The 17,163-nt window shown below is 50.9% G+C and carries 16 protein-coding genes; 7 read left to right on the top strand and 9 right to left on the bottom strand.

Features of this window, described 5'->3' with window-relative positions; genetic code table 11:
• Nucleotides 1-486: 486 nt before the first annotated feature.
• The gene (locus ACJJIF_RS08795; RefSeq protein WP_444931845.1) at nt 487-1,746 is read left to right on the top strand and encodes a YHYH protein; all 1,260 of its coding nucleotides are present in this window, start codon (nt 487-489) and stop codon (nt 1,744-1,746) included.
• 80 nt (nt 1,747-1,826) lie between these two features.
• Nucleotides 1,827-2,330, top strand: a complete 504-nt coding sequence (locus ACJJIF_RS08790; protein WP_444931844.1) for a hypothetical protein — start codon at nt 1,827-1,829, stop codon at nt 2,328-2,330.
• A 52-nt stretch (nt 2,331-2,382) separates the two neighbouring features.
• Here the strand turns inward: ACJJIF_RS08790 and ACJJIF_RS08785 are convergent, their stop codons facing one another.
• From ACJJIF_RS08785 to ACJJIF_RS08775, 3 genes are all read right to left on the bottom strand, one after another.
• Nucleotides 2,383-3,045 carry an SRPBCC family protein gene (locus ACJJIF_RS08785; protein WP_444931843.1) on the bottom strand — a complete coding sequence of 221 codons (663 nt, stop codon included), beginning with the start codon at nt 3,043-3,045 and terminating at the stop codon, nt 2,383-2,385.
• 88 nt (nt 3,046-3,133) lie between these two features.
• Nucleotides 3,134-4,510 carry an ATP-binding protein gene (locus ACJJIF_RS08780; RefSeq protein ID WP_444931842.1) on the bottom strand — a complete coding sequence of 459 codons (1,377 nt, stop codon included), beginning with the start codon at nt 4,508-4,510 and terminating at the stop codon, nt 3,134-3,136.
• 10 nt (nt 4,511-4,520) lie between these two features.
• Entirely contained in the window at nt 4,521-5,228 is a 708-nt protein-coding gene (locus ACJJIF_RS08775) for a response regulator (protein WP_444931841.1), read from the bottom strand.
• Nucleotides 5,229-5,396: 168 nt separating this feature from the next.
• On the opposite strand from ACJJIF_RS08775, the gene ACJJIF_RS08770 reads away from it, so the two are divergent.
• From ACJJIF_RS08770 to ACJJIF_RS08755, 4 genes are all read left to right on the top strand, one after another.
• On the top strand, nt 5,397-5,861 hold the full coding sequence (locus ACJJIF_RS08770; RefSeq protein ID WP_444931840.1) for a Spy/CpxP family protein refolding chaperone: 465 nt from the start codon (nt 5,397-5,399) through the stop codon (nt 5,859-5,861).
• Between the two features lie 220 nt (nt 5,862-6,081).
• Nucleotides 6,082-6,624, top strand: coding sequence for a flavodoxin (locus ACJJIF_RS08765; protein ID WP_444931839.1), 543 nt, complete (start codon nt 6,082-6,084; stop codon nt 6,622-6,624).
• Nucleotides 6,625-6,631: 7 nt separating this feature from the next.
• Nucleotides 6,632-7,000, top strand: a complete 369-nt coding sequence (locus ACJJIF_RS08760; RefSeq protein WP_444931838.1) for a hypothetical protein — start codon at nt 6,632-6,634, stop codon at nt 6,998-7,000.
• A 261-nt stretch (nt 7,001-7,261) separates the two neighbouring features.
• The gene (locus tag ACJJIF_RS08755) at nt 7,262-7,723 is read left to right on the top strand and encodes a Spy/CpxP family protein refolding chaperone (protein ID WP_444931837.1); all 462 of its coding nucleotides are present in this window, start codon (nt 7,262-7,264) and stop codon (nt 7,721-7,723) included.
• Nucleotides 7,724-8,053: 330 nt separating this feature from the next.
• Here the strand turns inward: ACJJIF_RS08755 and ACJJIF_RS08750 are convergent, their stop codons facing one another.
• Nucleotides 8,054-8,227 (bottom strand): hypothetical protein, encoded by a 174-nt coding sequence (locus ACJJIF_RS08750; protein WP_444932333.1) that lies wholly within the window; start codon nt 8,225-8,227, stop codon nt 8,054-8,056.
• A gap of 1,335 nt (nt 8,228-9,562) precedes the next feature.
• On the opposite strand from ACJJIF_RS08750, the gene ACJJIF_RS08745 reads away from it, so the two are divergent.
• The gene (locus ACJJIF_RS08745) at nt 9,563-11,353 is read left to right on the top strand and encodes a hypothetical protein (protein ID WP_444931836.1); all 1,791 of its coding nucleotides are present in this window, start codon (nt 9,563-9,565) and stop codon (nt 11,351-11,353) included.
• A 177-nt stretch (nt 11,354-11,530) separates the two neighbouring features.
• Here the strand turns inward: ACJJIF_RS08745 and ACJJIF_RS08740 are convergent, their stop codons facing one another.
• From ACJJIF_RS08740 to nth, 5 genes are all read right to left on the bottom strand, one after another.
• On the bottom strand, nt 11,531-13,606 hold the full coding sequence (locus tag ACJJIF_RS08740) for a S9 family peptidase (RefSeq protein ID WP_444931835.1): 2,076 nt from the start codon (nt 13,604-13,606) through the stop codon (nt 11,531-11,533).
• Nucleotides 13,607-13,821: 215 nt separating this feature from the next.
• Nucleotides 13,822-14,955: a succinyl-diaminopimelate desuccinylase gene (gene dapE / locus ACJJIF_RS08735; RefSeq protein ID WP_444931834.1), complete on the bottom strand. Its 1,134-nt coding sequence runs from the start codon at nt 14,953-14,955 to the stop codon at nt 13,822-13,824.
• 95 nt (nt 14,956-15,050) lie between these two features.
• Nucleotides 15,051-16,082 (bottom strand): 2,3,4,5-tetrahydropyridine-2,6-dicarboxylate N-succinyltransferase, encoded by a 1,032-nt coding sequence (gene dapD, locus ACJJIF_RS08730; RefSeq protein ID WP_444931833.1) that lies wholly within the window; start codon nt 16,080-16,082, stop codon nt 15,051-15,053.
• 21 nt (nt 16,083-16,103) lie between these two features.
• Nucleotides 16,104-16,448 (bottom strand): ArsC family reductase, encoded by a 345-nt coding sequence (locus ACJJIF_RS08725; protein WP_444931832.1) that lies wholly within the window; start codon nt 16,446-16,448, stop codon nt 16,104-16,106.
• A 2-nt stretch (nt 16,449-16,450) separates the two neighbouring features.
• Nucleotides 16,451-17,119, bottom strand: coding sequence for an endonuclease III (gene nth, locus ACJJIF_RS08720; RefSeq protein WP_444931831.1), 669 nt, complete (start codon nt 17,117-17,119; stop codon nt 16,451-16,453).
• Nucleotides 17,120-17,163 lie beyond the last annotated feature (44 nt).

The raw sequence follows: 17,163 nt of genomic DNA, 5'->3' as shown, positions 1-17,163 counted from the left end.
CTTTTTCTCGAAGGAGGGTTAGAAAATGTCGATTGTTGTGAAGTTGGTCCGCAGGCGTCCACAATTCATTCACTTTTGCGGGCTAGTTTTTTGCGGTGTAAGACTTTAGTTGTGTTTAAAAAAATAAATAAACTTTCTTGATGATTTTTTTATTTTGGGGTTTTTCGATTTTTTTGTGATTGCGAAAAGTTGATGGGGTACCTGAAATTTTTATTGCTGTTGATTATTAAAAATTATTTTTAAGGGTTTTTTGTGGGTGTCTTGCTTGATTAGTGAAAATTGATTGTTTATGTGCGGGTGAGTGTTTCTGTTGGAGGGGGTGGTGTATTGCTCAAGCTGCCCCATCAGGGATGTCGTTTTTTTTGTTTTGGGTGTGAGGAGGTGTGTTGCGTTGGGTTTTTGGGTTGCGCTGAGTGCCCAAATTCCCTGTCGATATTTAAAGATGTGAAGTTGTTTCTTGATAAATAAAAAATAAGGAGTGTTTTTGTGAAGCTAAAAAGATATTTTGCAGTTGGGGTTTTGCCCTGGGTGAGTATTGCCAGTGCTGCGGCGCAACAGCTCCCCGAGTCTGAATATGATGCAGAGGATGATGCGTTGAACTCTGCTTATACAGTTTCAGAAGAGGGGTGGATACTTAATACAGACAGAGAGCGTGCCCGCTATATTTTCAAAAGCAACAGCAATCGCCGGGTGTTGGTGAATGTCCAGAGGGTTGAATCTGTCAGGATTAATGGGAAAGACTACACGAAGGTTACGGCCTCGGGTATTCCCAATTATCAGATCGATATCACTCAGGAAATATTTGACTCGCTTGTTGGACGCCCCAAAGCATTTTCCGATTTTCTCAATGGCTATCCCTCTGTGGAAGTGGGGGATAGGGTCAGCTTTGCTCAGGATATTGGCTACCGCAGCAACGGCACTTGTGCCGCTGGGGCAGGTTACGGCTTTTGGCCGCCGGGCCCCGTCTGCCCGGAAGAGGTTTCCCACGAGGGGTATTTCCCGGCAGAGCCGGAAGTGGCGACAGAGCCCTGTGAATCAGGTCTCGGTGCCCAGGGGTATTGGGTCAACGGCACCTCCATTTATCAGTGGAGTGACGGACAGAGGGTCAATAATACCTGGCATACCTTGGCCGCTGAGGCCGAATTTTACGATGTGGATATTTGTGCTGGTCACGCGGCAAATGGTGACTATCACCACCATGTTTATAGCAGTTGTCTGGCAGATATCGTCGGTGATACTGCTGATGGCCACTCTCCCATCTATGGATATACCGCCGATGGCTACGCTATCTATGGTCCATGGGAAGATACTGGCGTACTGGCAAAGAGTAGCTGGGTAATTCGCAACTACGATAACCCGAATTCAGCTACGGGTTGCGGTGTTGCCGGTCGGCGCAACTGCCTGTTAGTCGATGAATACAATGTCGATCGCGGTGTTACTTATACGAATTATGCGGGCCCTGACACTGATGATATCTATACATCCGCCTCTGGCAATCAGTTTGAGGCTGTCTCGGGTTTCTTTTACGAAGATTACTACTGGGATGAAAGTTTGACTGACCGGGGCGGGGCCTATCTCGATCAGTTCAACGGTCACAGCGATAATCAGCGCGGCTACCATTATCATTTGACGGTGACAGAGGACAATAGTGGGGAATTAATTCCAGCCTTCCCGTATACGTTTGGCCCGCGTTTTGCTGGCAAGCTGGACAGCGAGGGGGTTGTGAATCGCTGCTGGGACTACTAACTCGTATTTAATCTAGGGGGCCTCTGAAAGCTGGAGGCCTTACGGAATTATTCAGAGGCTCCTTCAGGAGTAAATATTCAATGAAAATGCGCAGGTATTTTATCGCCGGGGTTTTGCTCTGGGGCACAGCGGTTCCGGTATTGTCACAGATGGCCCAGACAAATTCTCATGCGGGGCACAATGGCGATCAGCACCCCATGATTGAGATACCTGTGCATGCCGCAGTGCCCAGGATTGAGCTGGATATCAGCCGGGATGACCTGTCGGGCTACAACCTCCATATTGATTACGATCGGTTTGAACTGGAATCGCCGCGCTTTGCCGGTGAGGAAGATGAGCCTTTTTTGGAGGGGCATGCACATTTATATATTAATGGCAGCAAGGTCCAGCGCCTTTATGCCGCAGACCTGCATATTCCAGAAAAGCTATTGCAGCCCGGATTTAATCAAATCACCGTGACCTTTAACGCCCACGACCACAGTACCTGGAGTCGTGGGGGAAAGCGGATCTTGGCCACCCTGTTTATCCAGCGGGATAAGCCGGAGCTGGTAGTGCATCATTTCTCCAGCTCTCCAATCCGATAAAGCCCCGGGCGGCCACCGGGGAAGGGGGCCGCCGCAGGGGCTGCGCGACGGGCTATTGTGGGGGTGCGGGTGTCTCCCCCGCTTCCTCCTCATTTTGATTGCGCAATTCATTGGGAATGCCTTGGGGGCCATCACCCATAGCGTCATCCACATCCGAGGGAATATCTGACACCGTATTGGTGGAGGAGCCCTCCGGGGCGGTTTCAACGAGGTTCTTTAGTTTTTCCAGCCCCTGTTCATAGGATTCCCCCACCATCTTTTTCACTGCCAGTCCCATCCAGCGCGCCCTGGGGCCGCCGCCGGTATCACTGTAAAAATTCCAGGTGAGCAGGGTGCCGCCGCCCTGGGGTTCCAGCTGGAATTCGGCTGTGGCCTGGCTGCCGTCACCAAACTCCAGTTTGGTGGTGACAGTGGAGTTTCTCTGGCTGGTGAGGATGGTCTGGTTGCCGCTGCCGGCCTTGGAGTTTTCTCCTCGCCAGGTCATTTTGGCGCCGACTCCGGCCGGGGGACCGCTGTACTCATAGACTACTGAGGGGTCGATATGGCGCCACGGGGACCACTCGTTAAACTTGCGGAAATTGTTGACGTAGGGGAAAACTGTGGCGGGTGGCTTATTGATAAGCACGCTGCGGTGAACGGTGACCTCGCGGGGAAACAGGTATCCTGCGAGCACGAGTAGTACCAGGAAAATCAGGATATAAATAATCCAGCGCATAGCGGGTTCCTTTGCTATTTGCGGGTGCTGGGAAGCAACCGCCAGAAAATTCTGGCGGTAGAGATGCTTATATTAGCTGCTGTGCTGCTTAGTCGTCAGGGATATGTAGCAGGGGTAGGTTGATCTCAACACAAAGTCCGGCATTCGAGCTATTTTGGGCGCTGATACTTCCCCTGTGGTGCAGGATAGTGCGCTGGGCGATGGCAAGGCCGAGTCCAAAGCCACCGCTTTCCCGGGTGCGCGCGCTATCGGTGCGGTAGAAGGGGCGAAAAATAGCCTCCAGCTCTTCATCTGCCACGCCGGAGCCCGAGTCGACGACCGAAATGGTACAGGTGTCTGCTGACGCTTCAATCGACACTCTCACCTGGCCTTGCTCGGGACTGTACTTGATCGCGTTGCGCAGAATGTTCTCCAGCGCGGCGGTCAGGGAGCTGCCCCGGGTTGCGACAAGAAGCTCTTCGCCTTTGGAGCGGATATCAATAGACAGTTTTTTCTCTGCGGCTTCGCTGTGCAGGTCTTCCGCCAGCGCTCCGATCAGGGCGTTAACTTCCACTACATCGTCCAGGGGGCGCTGCTCCTGGGCGCTGATAGGAAGAGATAGCACGTCGGCAATAATGTCTTCCAGATAATCTGCGGCCTTGCCGATTTTATCCAGCTCTGTATCCAGTCCACCGATCTGTTTTTGGCGCGCGATCGCCAGTGCCACTTGCAGGCGCGCCAGGGGCGAACGCAGTTCGTGGGAGACATCCTTGATCAGACGTCGCTGTTCGGACATCGACTCCTGAAGCTGGGCGGTCATGGAGTCGAAATCCAGGGCCAGGTCGGTCAGTTCATCTTTGCGGGACTTCAGAGATGGGGTCACACGGTAGTCCAGCTCGCCGGCGGCGACCCGCTTGGTGGCGGCGCGCAACTGCTCCAGTGGGCGGCTCAGGTAGCGGGCTAGCCAGTAGCAGGCGAGGCCGGAGGCGATCATGGACAGCAGCAGCATCGGCCAGAAGTTGCGCCACAGGAAACGCAGCAGCAGGCCTTCCTTGCTGTCTCCGGCAATGACGATGATACGCAGGGGGTCGCCGGTGCGCAGGGGCAGAAAGAAGCCCACGGTGGGCTTATTGTTGACCAACCTGTGGGCTTCGCGGTTGCGGTAGTCGAGGCTGTCGATAAGTGGCTTCATACTCGATGGTACGTCGCGGCTGAGAATATCCCTCCCCTGCTGATCGACCGCATAGACCTGGCGTTTGACTTTCTTGGGGGCTTTTTCCAGCCAGTGCTGGAATTGCTCGGGGCCGTGGCGGCGAGCGATACGCATATTGCGCATGACCTCACGAAACAGGGCGGGCCCCTCCCAGCGCTCCTCTTGCCGGGGGTCGCCGAATTCACCGAAGTGGGTAATGTAAATTGCGGCCACCACCATCACCATAGCGGTGATCCAGGCCCCAAAGAACATTTTCCAAAACAGACTGCGCATACTGGAAGACCTACTGCTTGCTCTGGGTAAGCATGTAGCCGGCGCCTCGGATATTGATTATCAGGTCGCGGCTGGCCCCCTTGTCGGCGAGCTTCTTGCGAATATTGCTGACATGGACATCGATAGAGCGATCGTAGGGCATCAGTTTGCGGCCCAGGGCGCTCTCGGTAAGTACCTCTTTGCCGACCACTTCGCCGGCATGTTGAACCAACACTTTGAGTACGGCGAATTCGGCCCCGGTCAGAGCGAGCACCTGGTCGCCCCAATAGCCCTGGTGCTCGGCGGGAAGCAATCGAATCTGACCGCTGCTAAGGCTGTCGTCACTCTCTCCGCTGGGCTCAACTCGCCCGCGACGCAGTACTGCGCGCAGTCTCGCCGCCAGCTCTCTGGGGTTACAGGGTTTGGGTAGATAGTCATCGGCACCCATTTCGAGGCCGACAATTCGATCGACGGTATCTCCCTTTGCCGTAAGCATCAGAACCGGTAGCGAGCGGCTCGCAGCAGAGGCCTCCTCGCGAAGCTTGCGCAGCACTTCAAACCCATTGTGAACGGGCAGCATGACGTCTAGTACCAGAGCATCAAAACTTTCGCTCTGTGCGAGTTCCAGCCCTCGGCCGCCATCGTTGGCAGCAGTTACTTCAAAACCCTCACCGGTAAGGTATTCCTTTAGCAGGTCAGTGAGTTCGGTGTCATCGTCGATTAAAAGGATGCGGCTCATGGCGTTCTCTCAGTTTCTGTGTGGCCATTATATGCAAAGCGCTGGCGCTGGTTACCGCCAACATAAAAGCTTTTTACCGTTCTTAACAAATGTTTACCGGCGTTTTCCCCCGTTTACACAAGCTGAGATTACTATGAAGTCACTGAACACAAACATGAGGACGAGGGAATGAAGTACTGGAAACAAGCAGTCGGAAGCTTGGCAATAGCGGGTGTTCTTATCGCTCCAGCAGCGATGGCCCTCGGCAGCTCTGAGGGCGGCCAGGGACGCGGATTTGAATATATGGCTCGCCAGCTCGAGTTGACTGAAGGTCAGCAGGCGCAGCTGAGGGCCAACCGTGAGAACTCTCAGGAAGCGAGAGCGGCACAGCGCCAGCAAATGTACGAGTTGCGCCAGCAAATAAATACTGCGATTGATTCGGGTGCCGACCAGGCGACACTGAATCAGCTGGGCGAGCAGCTCGGCAAGTTAAAGGTTCAAGAGATGCTGAGCCAAAACAGGATGAGGGAACAATTTAAGGCCATTCTGACCGACGAACAGAAGGCCAAGTGGGAGACGTTGAAAACTCAGCGCAAAGAGCGACGCATGATGCGGCGTGACCAAGGTTCTTCAAGTCAGGATTCAGAGTCCTAGGCCCCCCAACCAAAGACTCCTTGTGCGATCCGCTGGGTGCACCCTTCCCCGAGGCCCAGCAGGTTCATAACCCTTAGCCCCCGCTGCCCCGGGGGCCTTTTTCTTTGTATCTTCCACTCCATACTTGCAGGGTAACTTGCTGAGCCAGGTTATTGCTGGGAGAATACGCCGCCTTGTAATTCAGTATGTAGTGGCCCGGATCGGGCGGAGAGGGTTGACAGTGAGTAAAATCGGCTTGTTCTATGGCAGCGACGAGGGGAATACCGAGTCAGTAGCTTTGCGCATCCGCGCCCGCCTCGGTGAAGAGAATGTAGATCTATTTGATATTGCCGATGTTACCCAGTTGGATATCGCCGGCTACCAGCATCTCATTTTTGGAATACCCACTTGGGACTTTGGTCAGATCCAGTCCGACTGGGAGGAATTCTGGGAGGACGTGCAGGAAATTGATTTTACCGGCAAGACCGTCGCTCTATTTGGCCTGGGGGATCAGTTCGGATACGGCGACTACTTCCTGGATGCCATGGGTATGCTCCACGATGTGATTGTGGAGCGGGGAGCTGCAATAGTGGGCCATTGGTCTACGGCGGGCTACGAGTATGAGGCGTCAAAAGCTGAGGTGGCGGGGGAGGCAAAGTTTGTCGGCCTGGCTATCGATGAGGACCAGCAGGAAGAGATGACCGCTGAGCGACTCAACCTCTGGTGCCAGCAAATCGCGGAAGAGCTTGCACTCGACTGCGAAGTTCTTGAGCTTGATGACTGATACCCCTATGAAAAGCTCCCTGCCATTTAGTGAATTTTGGCCCTGGTTGACTGAGCATACGAACTGTATTGTTCGCGCTGGAAGTAGCGATTCGGTAGTTTACGATGATGACGACTACCACTGGCGCTTCACCGCTGAAGATGCGAGTACTAAGTTAGTTCAGGTCATGCGCGGTAAGCGACCTGTCGCCGAGCTGTTTATTGAGCCCGAGCATATCGCTGCTGTGCGTATTTCTCCCGGGGAGCGGGGGGAGTATAACTTTGACCTGATAGCCGAAGTGCAGGGCCGCGAACAGGTCGTTTATTACTTCGTTTTGACTCACTCGCTAGAAGAAACCGATACAAAGCCAAGTCCCACCTCGGCCGCTCTGCACTGAGTGGCCTCTATGTGTTGCGGAGGCCCAGCAGGGTAAGCCTGTACGGCTTCCGAAATAAAGTTCTAAAAATAGCCCCCTCCATCGATTTAATTCCTTTAGTAGCGATTTAACTGCAACCAGGTTTATCCGTCTAAATAAATATCGCATTAGTGTAAAAATAGCCTGCTTAACGTTCTTAACAAAGGTTTACCACAGTTATCCCCTGTTTACACGGCGGCCACTTAGTATGTATTTACTGAATGCAAACGAGAGGGTTGAACGATGAAAAACTGGAAAGCAGTAGTAAGTAGTTTGGCATTGGCTGGTGTTGTGGCTGTACCGGCAGTGAGTATGGCGTGTGATGGCAGCGGGCGGGCGGAAGGTCGCGCTCATGGGCCGGGCAAAATAGTTAAAGAGTTAGAGCTGAGCGAAGCACAAAAGGATCAAATGAAGGCGTTTCGCGAGTCCAACCGCGAGGGTAAAGTGGCTCAGCGCGAGGAAATACATGGAGCCTATAAAGCGCTGCGTGAAGCGATTCGCTCTGGGGCGGACCAGAAAACTCTGGCGAGCCTGGGTGCTAAGATTGGCAGATTGGAAGTGGCTAAAATGCAGAGCCGCAATCAAATGCGCACCCAGTTTGAGTCCATTTTAACAGAGCAGCAGCTGGCTAAACTGGAAACCCTAAAGGCGGAGAAAAAGGATCGCCATATGAAACGGGCTAAGGCATATCACGATCACGGTTAAGTGTAGAGGTAATTAATCACGCCATTTATTGCGGTGTTAGCACCTAATGATTTAACGCTTACATCGCAATAAAGAGCTTCTATTCTATTTATTGGGTCCCTACCAGTGGTTCATATGGCAAAAGGTTCGCCGTTGAAGATAGATAAATTTTTAGGGGTGGGTATGTATTGAAGTTGAATTGGCTCAGACTTAATTTTGTAAGTAATGGTAAGTCAGGTCGTAATTTTTATTCGGAGCCACCCTTTAAGTTAACGACTCGTTGAGTTATGCACCCCTCAGCCAAAGTGTATTTTGATTGTAAACCTTCCTGAAGTCCTGAGCCATTAAAAATTAGTAGATAAATATAAAGCCTGAATTAGGGGCGTCATTGTTTTTCTTGTTGCCGCCAGTGTCGGTAGTATTACTATTTTCACCCGGGGCGCCCACTACAAGGGTGTTTCTATCTGCACTGAGGCTTACAGAGCAACTGAATTCATCTTCTTTTTCTGTAGTACTTGCTTTGATATAACTCTCTTTTCTCTATGTCGTCTTTGAGCGTGTAAACATATAAACTGCTCCAGAATCTCGAACGTTATTATCTTGCTTATCGCCATTAATATCACTGGCATAGCTGTCTTCATTGGGAGCCTCGACTGCAAGGAAATCCCTATTTTCGCTGAGGTTGACGGAGTAACCAAGTGCATCGTCGAGATCACTGTTGCTAGATTTTATATAAATCTGTTGAGCCCAGATATTATTTGTGCGGGCATATAAATATACGGTACCAAAGTTGAAAGCAGGTGAATTAAAATTGCTACTGCCCTGATTCCCGTTGATTTCAGTAGCGCCGCTATTTTCTTTATGGGCATCGATTGCGAGTGTGCTGCCATCATTACTTAAACTAATAGAGCGGCCAAAATGATCCCCCTGTCAGCTATTGCTGGCTTTGAGAGCAGCCTGTTCCTTTTAGTTAAAATTCGTTCGGGTAAAGATATAAACTGTTCCGGGGGGTTAGAGTTTTCAGTTCGAAGTAATTCACCTGGAGCTCCGATGGCAAGAGTATTCCCGTCGCCGCTAAAAGCTGTCGAGGCCCCAAAGTGCTCACCTTCGCCAGAGCTACTTGCTTTTAAGTAACCAATACTGCCAATAAGTGGATCGTTAACCGTAAGAGTGTCTGAATCAGAGCATCCATTGTGGTTACAGGCTTGTAAAATATACAGGGTATTTACTCTGGAATATAGTGGTACTTCCAAGGTGTAGCCTTCAGTGTCGTACGGAATGTCGTCTCCGGCTTGGCTAAACCCAGAAATACCATCGGGATTTTCTTAAAGTTGATAATAGCTTGCTCCTCAATATTAGTGCGGTGAAAGCTATTTGGCTTCTATTCTGTGCGTTGGCTATTTGAAAGCGGTTTGGCCGAAACGTAAAATAATCAGTTAAAGAGTTTTATAACTCCAGTAGCGGGGGAAGGAGTGGTGGTATTTGTTTCAGGTATATTGTATGTGAACAAAAGGCTGGGTAGCAGGTTGGGGGCTTGGGTTAAGAAGTCTGGCTGATTTTAATCGGTACAATAGACTCAGTTGAGTGCTAAGTCTTTAACACTTTCATATGGTTTATGTCGGCCAAACCTATAGGGAATAGAGGCTGTTTTCGAAATTGTCTGGCTGGAGTTTGCGATAAGGTTATAAGGTGTGTCGGAAATGTATATTCTGATAGCCTCTGTATTGATGTTTGGTTGTGTGAGGGTTAAGTTACTGTAATTCCCAAGGGTTTTATAGTGAGTGAGTCACTTATGACAGGTGATTTGTGACGTGTGGTTTCTTATATTTTTGGATTGTTAAATTATTTTAAGGGATAGGGATGGAGTTAGAAATGGTTTGTAGGCGAGTTATATGTAAATTTCTATGGGTTTTACTATTATCTGTTGCTTTTTTGGGGGGGTGTACATCAACTCAAAAGTTGGTTAATTCAAGCTGGTATGAGGTAGAGACTAAGCACTTTCGTATAGTTACCAATGGTAAATCGGAGAAGGTTGAGAGGTTGGCTATCGACCTTGAAAGGCTGAGGGTTGTAGCGGAGAGGCATATAGGATTTATACCGGATCAGCAAAAGCTAACCGTTTATGCCTTGTCGGACACGTTAAGTTTTAAGGGTATTTCTGGTCGGGAGGATGTTCGCAGGGTCGTAGGTTTATTTCGCAATACCTCTCACGGTAGCTTTGCTCTGGTGAATTTGGCGGGAAATAAATATTACCCAGGTAATCCTGCACGTCAAATTTTATTTCACGAGTATGTGCATTTCCTTACTTATGGGCGTAGCTCATCTAACCTGCCCTACTGGTATAGTGAGGGAATGGCGGAGGTTTTTTCTACGATCAGCTTCCACGAGGATGAATATGAGCTTGGGATGATTCCAATAAGTCGAGCTATTACACTAGACTATTCAAAGGAATTGCCTTTAAAGATGCTCCTTGAGGCAAAAAATGGGTCTTTGAATGATAGGGATCGAGAAGCTTTGTATGCTAATGGTTGGATGTTAGCGCACTGGTTGATTTTTGATCCGCAGCGGGCAAAAGCTTTGGGGCGGTATCTGAATGGCTACAACAAAGGCTTGGCTGGGGTGCGCCCACTTTGGGAGGAGCTTGGTATGACGTTCGAAGAACTCGAGTCAAAATATCTTAGTTTACCTAGGTCCAAATTTGGGTATTTTAGAATGTCTATGCCCAAGATGAAAGAGGCTGACTTTAATAGTACTGTAACGCGACTCCCTAAAAAAAAGGCGATTTTAGAGGTTGCAAACTTTATGGCGATTACGGGGCAGGAGGTTGCCCAGTTAAAGAGTTTTATTGATTATGCTGAAAAGCAGGAGGTTCGTAGTTATGAGCTAAATTCTGCAATGGCGATTGCAGAATTTCAGGCTGGGAATTTTCCGAAGGCAAAAGAGTGGTTGGATTCTGTTCCTGTGGATTTTCATGGGGAACTCTGGTTTCTGGAGGCTCAGGCACGTATAAGTTTGGCTGAAGAACTTTCGAAACTTGAGGGTGCTAATTTAAATTCGGTAACAGATATACGAGATAAGTATGTCAAACTTGTTAACTTCCAAGATGATATACCCATCTATTGGTATGAGCTTGCGATTGTAATGCAGGTGCTGGGGTACCCGCGAGAAGATTATTTTGAAATGCTTGAGCAGGCTTATCTGCGTGCGCCTAGGGATACTAGAATAGCATGGTGGTATGCGCATGAGCTTTATATTAATCGTGATAAAGAATATTTTTCTCAGGTTGCAAGTCCTTTGATGGTGCAGCTTTCCAATTTGGAGTGGGAGTCTCGTTTAAATTCAATGCGCAGAGAGATTGAGAAAATACAAGGACCTCGGTTGTCCGCTAAGCCCGTTAAAGAAGGATTGGGTGAAAAGTTTGAAAAATACCAAAATATGACTGGGAAAAAAGCTGTAGCTTTAGCTTTGGATTTTAGGGGAGCCTTTGCTATAGGTTTTTCTGAAGAAAATATCGATCAACAAGTCGCAAATGATGATGCGCTTGGCCTCTGTGAACGATATAGAAAACGATATAAGGTTTTTGGAAAGTGTCGCCTTTATGCCGAGGGTAATCAAATCGTAGATACAGGCGCCATAGAAAGAAGGCTGTAGCTTGTCTTGTGCTAGGGGCCGTGTAAATCGTTTAGCTTTTTCCGGAGGGTTGTTAAGTAAGCTGCTGATGGTTTGATTGAGGTGTGGCGGTGTACCTGAAGGGGTGACTCTTGAATTAGGAGCGGGTCGGTTGATCCGCTCCTTTCTGATTAGGCAGAGTCGGTAGATGAAATTTAGTTAATTGCTCGCTATATCCTCACTCTCATTCTCCCTGTCGGGTTTGTATTGATCAAACCAGTAGAGGGTCGAGGCTACTTTAGAGATTCTCTTGCTGGGTCTGTCAGAGAAGTTATGGGATGTATTGGGGAGGCGTACCATAGCCGCTTTTACATCATTTAACTTTAATGCCTGGTAAAACTGTTCAGTTTCAGATATTGGGGTGCGATAATCGTTTTCGCCGGTCAATAGCATTGTCGGTGTAGTGATATTACCGATATATGTGAGTGGTGAGCGGCGGCGGTACTCCTCGGGGGGCTCCCAGGGCATTCCTGAAAACCAGTAGCGTGTAAATAGCTTGGAGTAGTCGGCAGTTAGTACAAAGCTCTCCCAGTTAATTACCGGGGCCACAACGACCGCCGCCCTGAATCGTGCGGTTTTACCAATAATCCAAGCTGTCAGTGTACCGCCGGCACTTCCTCCGGTAACAAATAATTGCTCTTCATCAATATAGCCTTGGGCAATAACCGCATCGACACCGGCCATTAAGTCATCGTAATCCTGGCTCGGAAAGTTGTGGTGAATCAGGTTGGCAAACTCGTGACCATAACTGGTGGAGCCGCGCGGATTGGTGTAGAGCACTACATAGCCCGCAGCGGCAAATAATTGCATTTCGGCGGCAAATCGCGGGCCGTAATTGGTTAGGGGGCCGCCGTGAATCTCAAGCAGCAAGGGGTATTTGTTTTTGGGGGCGAAATTGGGGGGGTAGGCTACCCAGCCCTGAATGTTGCGACCGTCGAAGCTGGATTTATAGTTGATCTCTTCCACATGGGCCATATTGCGCAGCGGTATCAAATCACTGTTGATAGCCGTGAGTGTTGTTATCTTGCCGCCCCGGGAAATTGCAAGCTCTGCGGGAATCTGAGGGGTGGTTTGTGTATACACTACATTTCCACGCTTGGAGACAGCGAAGTCCGAAAAACTATAGGGAGCGCCTAATGTCAGACCCCCGGCGTTATCCGCGACTACCGTTGCTTTGCCGCCGATCTTTTTAAGGGCAATTTTGGTTGAACCGTGGTCGTCATAGCTGTAGGCAATACGCTTGCTGTCGGCGAGCCATTGGAAATCGGAAACACTGCGATCACTGGCGGTTTTCACTAAGTGATTTTTTCTACTGGCGAGGTCGATTACCCGCAAAGTATTTTGGTGGTAGGAAAGTCGCTGATCTTCATAGCCCAAATAGGCCAGCTTTCTCCCGTCGGGTGAGATTTTAGGTTGGAAGTCGGGGCCAAATCTTTCGGTTATCTGTTCAATATTTCCGCTGTCGATATCGACTTTATAAATTTCTGAATTGAGCAGCTCGATTTCATGATTGGGGTGGCGGTTTGCAGAAAAATAGATGGATTTATTATTTTTCTCCCAGCTGAGATGACCGCTGTGTTCGTAATCGCCGCTAGTGAGCTGACGGGGAGTGCCTCCTTCGCGGGAAATGACAAAAATTTGTGAATTGCCCTGTTCTAAGTATCCCACACCCTCGATGCGGTATAAGCTTTTATCGATAAACTGGGGTGCTTCCTCCCACTGAGCCCCTTCCGGTGGTGTGGGGAGTTCTACAGGGAGTGGTTTACTCTCGGGCACGAACATGGTGAAAGCAATATGCTGGCCATCGCGGGACCATTGAATATTTGCTGGGGCTTTGGGCAGGTGGGAAATTTGCTCACTTTGGCCGTTATCTAGCCACAATAAATGTATCTGGGGTTTTCCGCTTCTATCGCTGATAAAAGCCAGGGTCTTTCCGTCTGGAGATAGGCGAGGGGAGTGATCATAAAAGTCTCCCGAAGTCAGGGGGCGGTGGTCTTTGCCATCGTCGCTGATATACCAAAGGTTTGCCCTTGTGGTATCCGCCATTTTATTCAGGGAGTTGCGCACGTAATAAATGTTTTTATCGTTAGTGCCAAACTGTGGATCGCTGGCGTACTCTAGATCGAATATGTCCTCATAGCTAAAATTGGGCAAGGCTGCACTTGTGTTTGCGTTGGCTGAAAATATCGGGCTTGCGATAATTGCCGCAGCGATAAGTTTTATAAACCTCTCCATGGTCGATAAGCTCCTTTTTATTGTCGGGTGGAGCATAGCGAAGGGGCGGTGTTAGAGGGGGCAAATACACTGAATTGTCATATTGAGGGGATAGTCAGTTTATTTGGCGGGTAAAGCTACTGAAATTAACTGCCCCGGCCAGGAAAGCTGGGGCCTCTCAAGCGTACACTTTGAGCTTTTGCTCTTTTTGAATCTTTAACCTGAGCCAAATTAATTTAGCTGAGTAACTCTGTTAAGACCTCTCGATAAATATCTTTGAGTATATTCAAGTGATCGGCTTCAACCCTTTCGTCCACTTTGTGAATAGTGGCATTGACCGGCCCCAGTTCGACCACCTGGGCTCCGGTGGGGGCAATAAAGCGGCCATCGGAAGTGCCGCCGGCAGTTGACAGCTCCGTTTCTTCCCCGGTGATTGTGTGAATGGCCTGTTGAGTGGCTTGGACCAGGGGGCCCTCGGCGGTGAGAAAGGGCAATCCGGATAATTTAAAATTCGCCTCGTACTTGAGCTTGTGCCTATCCAGGATTGCGCGCGCGCGGCTCTCCAGATCTTCGGCGGTTAACTCAGTGGAAAAGCGCCAGTTGCACACTAGGTCCACTTCGCCGGGAATAACATTGGTGGCACCGGTGCCGCCATTGATATTGGAAACCTGGAAACTGGTTGCGGGAAAGAATTCATTCCCCTGGTCCCACTCTTCGGCAGCGAGTTCAGCGAGCGCTGGAGCCAGGGTGTGTATCGGATTTTCGGCCAGGTGAGGGTAGGCTACATGGCCCTGGGTGCCGAGAACTTTTAGTTCCAGACCGAGTGAACCCCTGCGCCCATTTTTGATGATATCGCCAACCCGCTCGCTGCTGGAGGGCTCGCCGACGATACAGCAGTCAATTTTTTCGCCCTGTTCCTCAAGCCACTCGACAACCTTAACGGTACCGTTTGTCGCGGGGCCCTCTTCGTCACTGGTGATCAGAAATGCTATGCGGCCACTGTGGTCAGGGTGTGCCGCAACGAACTCCTCACAGGCAACCACCATGGCGGCCAGGGAACCCTTCATATCCGCCGCGCCGCGCCCGTAGAGAAAACCGTCGCGAATTTCTGGTTCGAACGGGGGGCAGCTCCAGTTTTGCTCCGGGCCTGTGGGTACGACATCGGTGTGCCCGGCAAAGGCGAGTAGGGGGCCTTCACTAGAGCCATCCCGTACCGCCCAAAAATTATCGGTGTCACCCCGGCGCAATTTTGTTACTTGGAATCCTATTTTTTCCAGACGTTGGATCATCAGCTCCATACATCCCGCATCTTCGGGGGTGACAGAGCGGCGGCGAATCAGCTCGAAAGCGAGTTGGAGAGTGGGAGTCACGTGAGCTTTCCTTGTGTTGGGGAGGTGAGCCGCGAAGGGGCGGCTATAGCGGTGGGGCGCTGCGGTGCGGAACAGAAGCCCCGCACCGCGCCGTTTTAATTGCTGTGTAGAGCTGTGTTGAGCTCAATAGCGCTCTTGTTAGTGAGACACTCCACCGCGCCACTGGTGGAGTTGCGGCGGAATAGCAAATCGGACTTTCCGGCCAGGTCGCGAGCCTTGACGTGCTCTACCAACTTGCCGCTGTCATCCAGCAGGGCGACTTTGCTACCGGCGGTGATGTAGAGCCCGGCCTCCACGGTGCAGCGGTCGCCGAGAGGAATACCGATGCCGGCATTGGCGCCGAGCAGACAGTTATCGCCCACTGAGATAATGATATTTCCGCCACCGGACAGGGTGCCCATAGTGGAGCTGCTGCCGCCGAGATCGGAACCGGCGCCGACAAAGACGCCGGCGGAAATACGCCCTTCAATCATGCCGGGCCCTTCGGTACCCGCATTAAAGTTAACAAAGCCCTCGTGCATGATAGTGGTGCCTTCACCCAGGTAGGCACCCAGGCGCACGCGGGCGGTGTGGGCGATACGAACGCCAGTCGGTACCACGTAGTTGGTCATCTTGGGGAATTTATCCACGCAGGAGACATCCAGGTGCTCGCCCTTGAGTCTCGCCTCCAGTTGGCGTTGGGGCAGTTCCTCCAGATCAATGGCGCCCTGGTTGGTCCAGGCGACATTAACCAGCTTGCCAAAAATACCGCCGAGTTTGGTCTCGTGGGGTTTGACCAGGCGGTGGGAGAGAAGGTGTAGCTTGAGGTAGGCCTCGGGTACCGACTGCGGGGCTTCGTCAGAGCTCAAGATAACCGCTGCGAGAGGACGCTGGGTATTGGCGAACTGCTGCAAGATTTCAGCCTGCTCGGCAGCGCCGGCTCTTTGCAGCGCATCGGCCAATTTGTGTAACAGGGAGGGGTCCAGAGAGAGGCTGTGATTTCCCTCTGTCAGGCCGAGCGTTTCAACGACCGCGCTCGCGATTTCCGCACTGGGTTTAAATAGGGGTTTGGGATAGTAAACTTCCAGCCAGTCGCCCTTGCTGTTGCAGGTGCCGACACCAAAACCGATACTGTAAATATTGCTCATGTTGGTTATCTCCTAATTCGACTAGCTTTGCAGTTGTTCGAAGGTCGCCTCTTTAAAACCGAAAAGGGTTTCTGTTGAGGTGGCGGTGACCGGGCGCTTAATCAGGGTGGGCGTGGCACTGGCCAGGTCAAAGGCGAGTGCGTTGTCCATGGCGTTTTTCTGCGCATCGCTCAGTTCGCGCCAGCTGGTTGAGCGGCGGTTCAGAACCTCCTGCCAGCCAAACTTATCCAGCCAGGCTTGCAGGGGGACACCCTCCATGCCGTCTACGCGAAAATCGTGAAAGCGATAATCGACGCCATTTTTCTCCAGCCACTTGCGGGCTTTTTTTACGGTGTCACAGTTTTTAATGCCGTACAGAGTAATCACGGTTACGCCTTTTTGGTTTTCTTGGGGGTTTTACGGTTGGGGTAGCAGGTGGTGCATATTTCACAAACAGTGCCGTCGCAACCCCGCGCAGAGCAGAACTCGCGGCCGTAGAAAATAATCTGCAAATGCAATTTATTCCACTTGTCTTTGGGGAACAGTCGCTTCAGGTCTTTTTCAGTTTGGGCGACATTTTTACCATTGGTCAGACCCCAGCGCTGGGCCAGGCGGTGAATATGGGTGTCGACGGGAAAAGCTGGGTGTCCAAAAGCCTGTGACATCACTACGCCGGCGGTTTTGTGTCCGACCCCGGGCAGGGTTTCCAGCGCGGCCATATTCTCTGGCACTTCACTGTGGTACTCATTGATCAGGATCTGCGACAGCTTGCTGATGGCTTTGGATTTTTGCGGAGACAGGCCGCAGGGGCGAATGACTTTCTGGATCTCTTCTACCGGGACCTGCGCCATATCCCTGGGGTTGTCTGCCAGTTGCCAGAGTGCCGGAGTTACCTGATTGACCCGTTCGTCGGTACACTGGGCGGAGAGCAGTACCGCAACTAGTAGGGTATAGGGGTCTTTGTGATCGAGAGGAACGGGCGTTTCCGGGTAGAGTTCCTCCAGGCGCTGCAAGATATAATTGACGCGCTCTTGTTTGAGTAGATTTTTTACTGCCATGATTAAACGGTGCCTGGGCGTGGGGTTCCTGTCTGTTCTTGAGC

It is taken from the genome of Microbulbifer regidiadema (SeqCode) (assembly GCF_052467605.1).
This window is presented reverse-complemented; position numbering and strand designations above follow the sequence as displayed.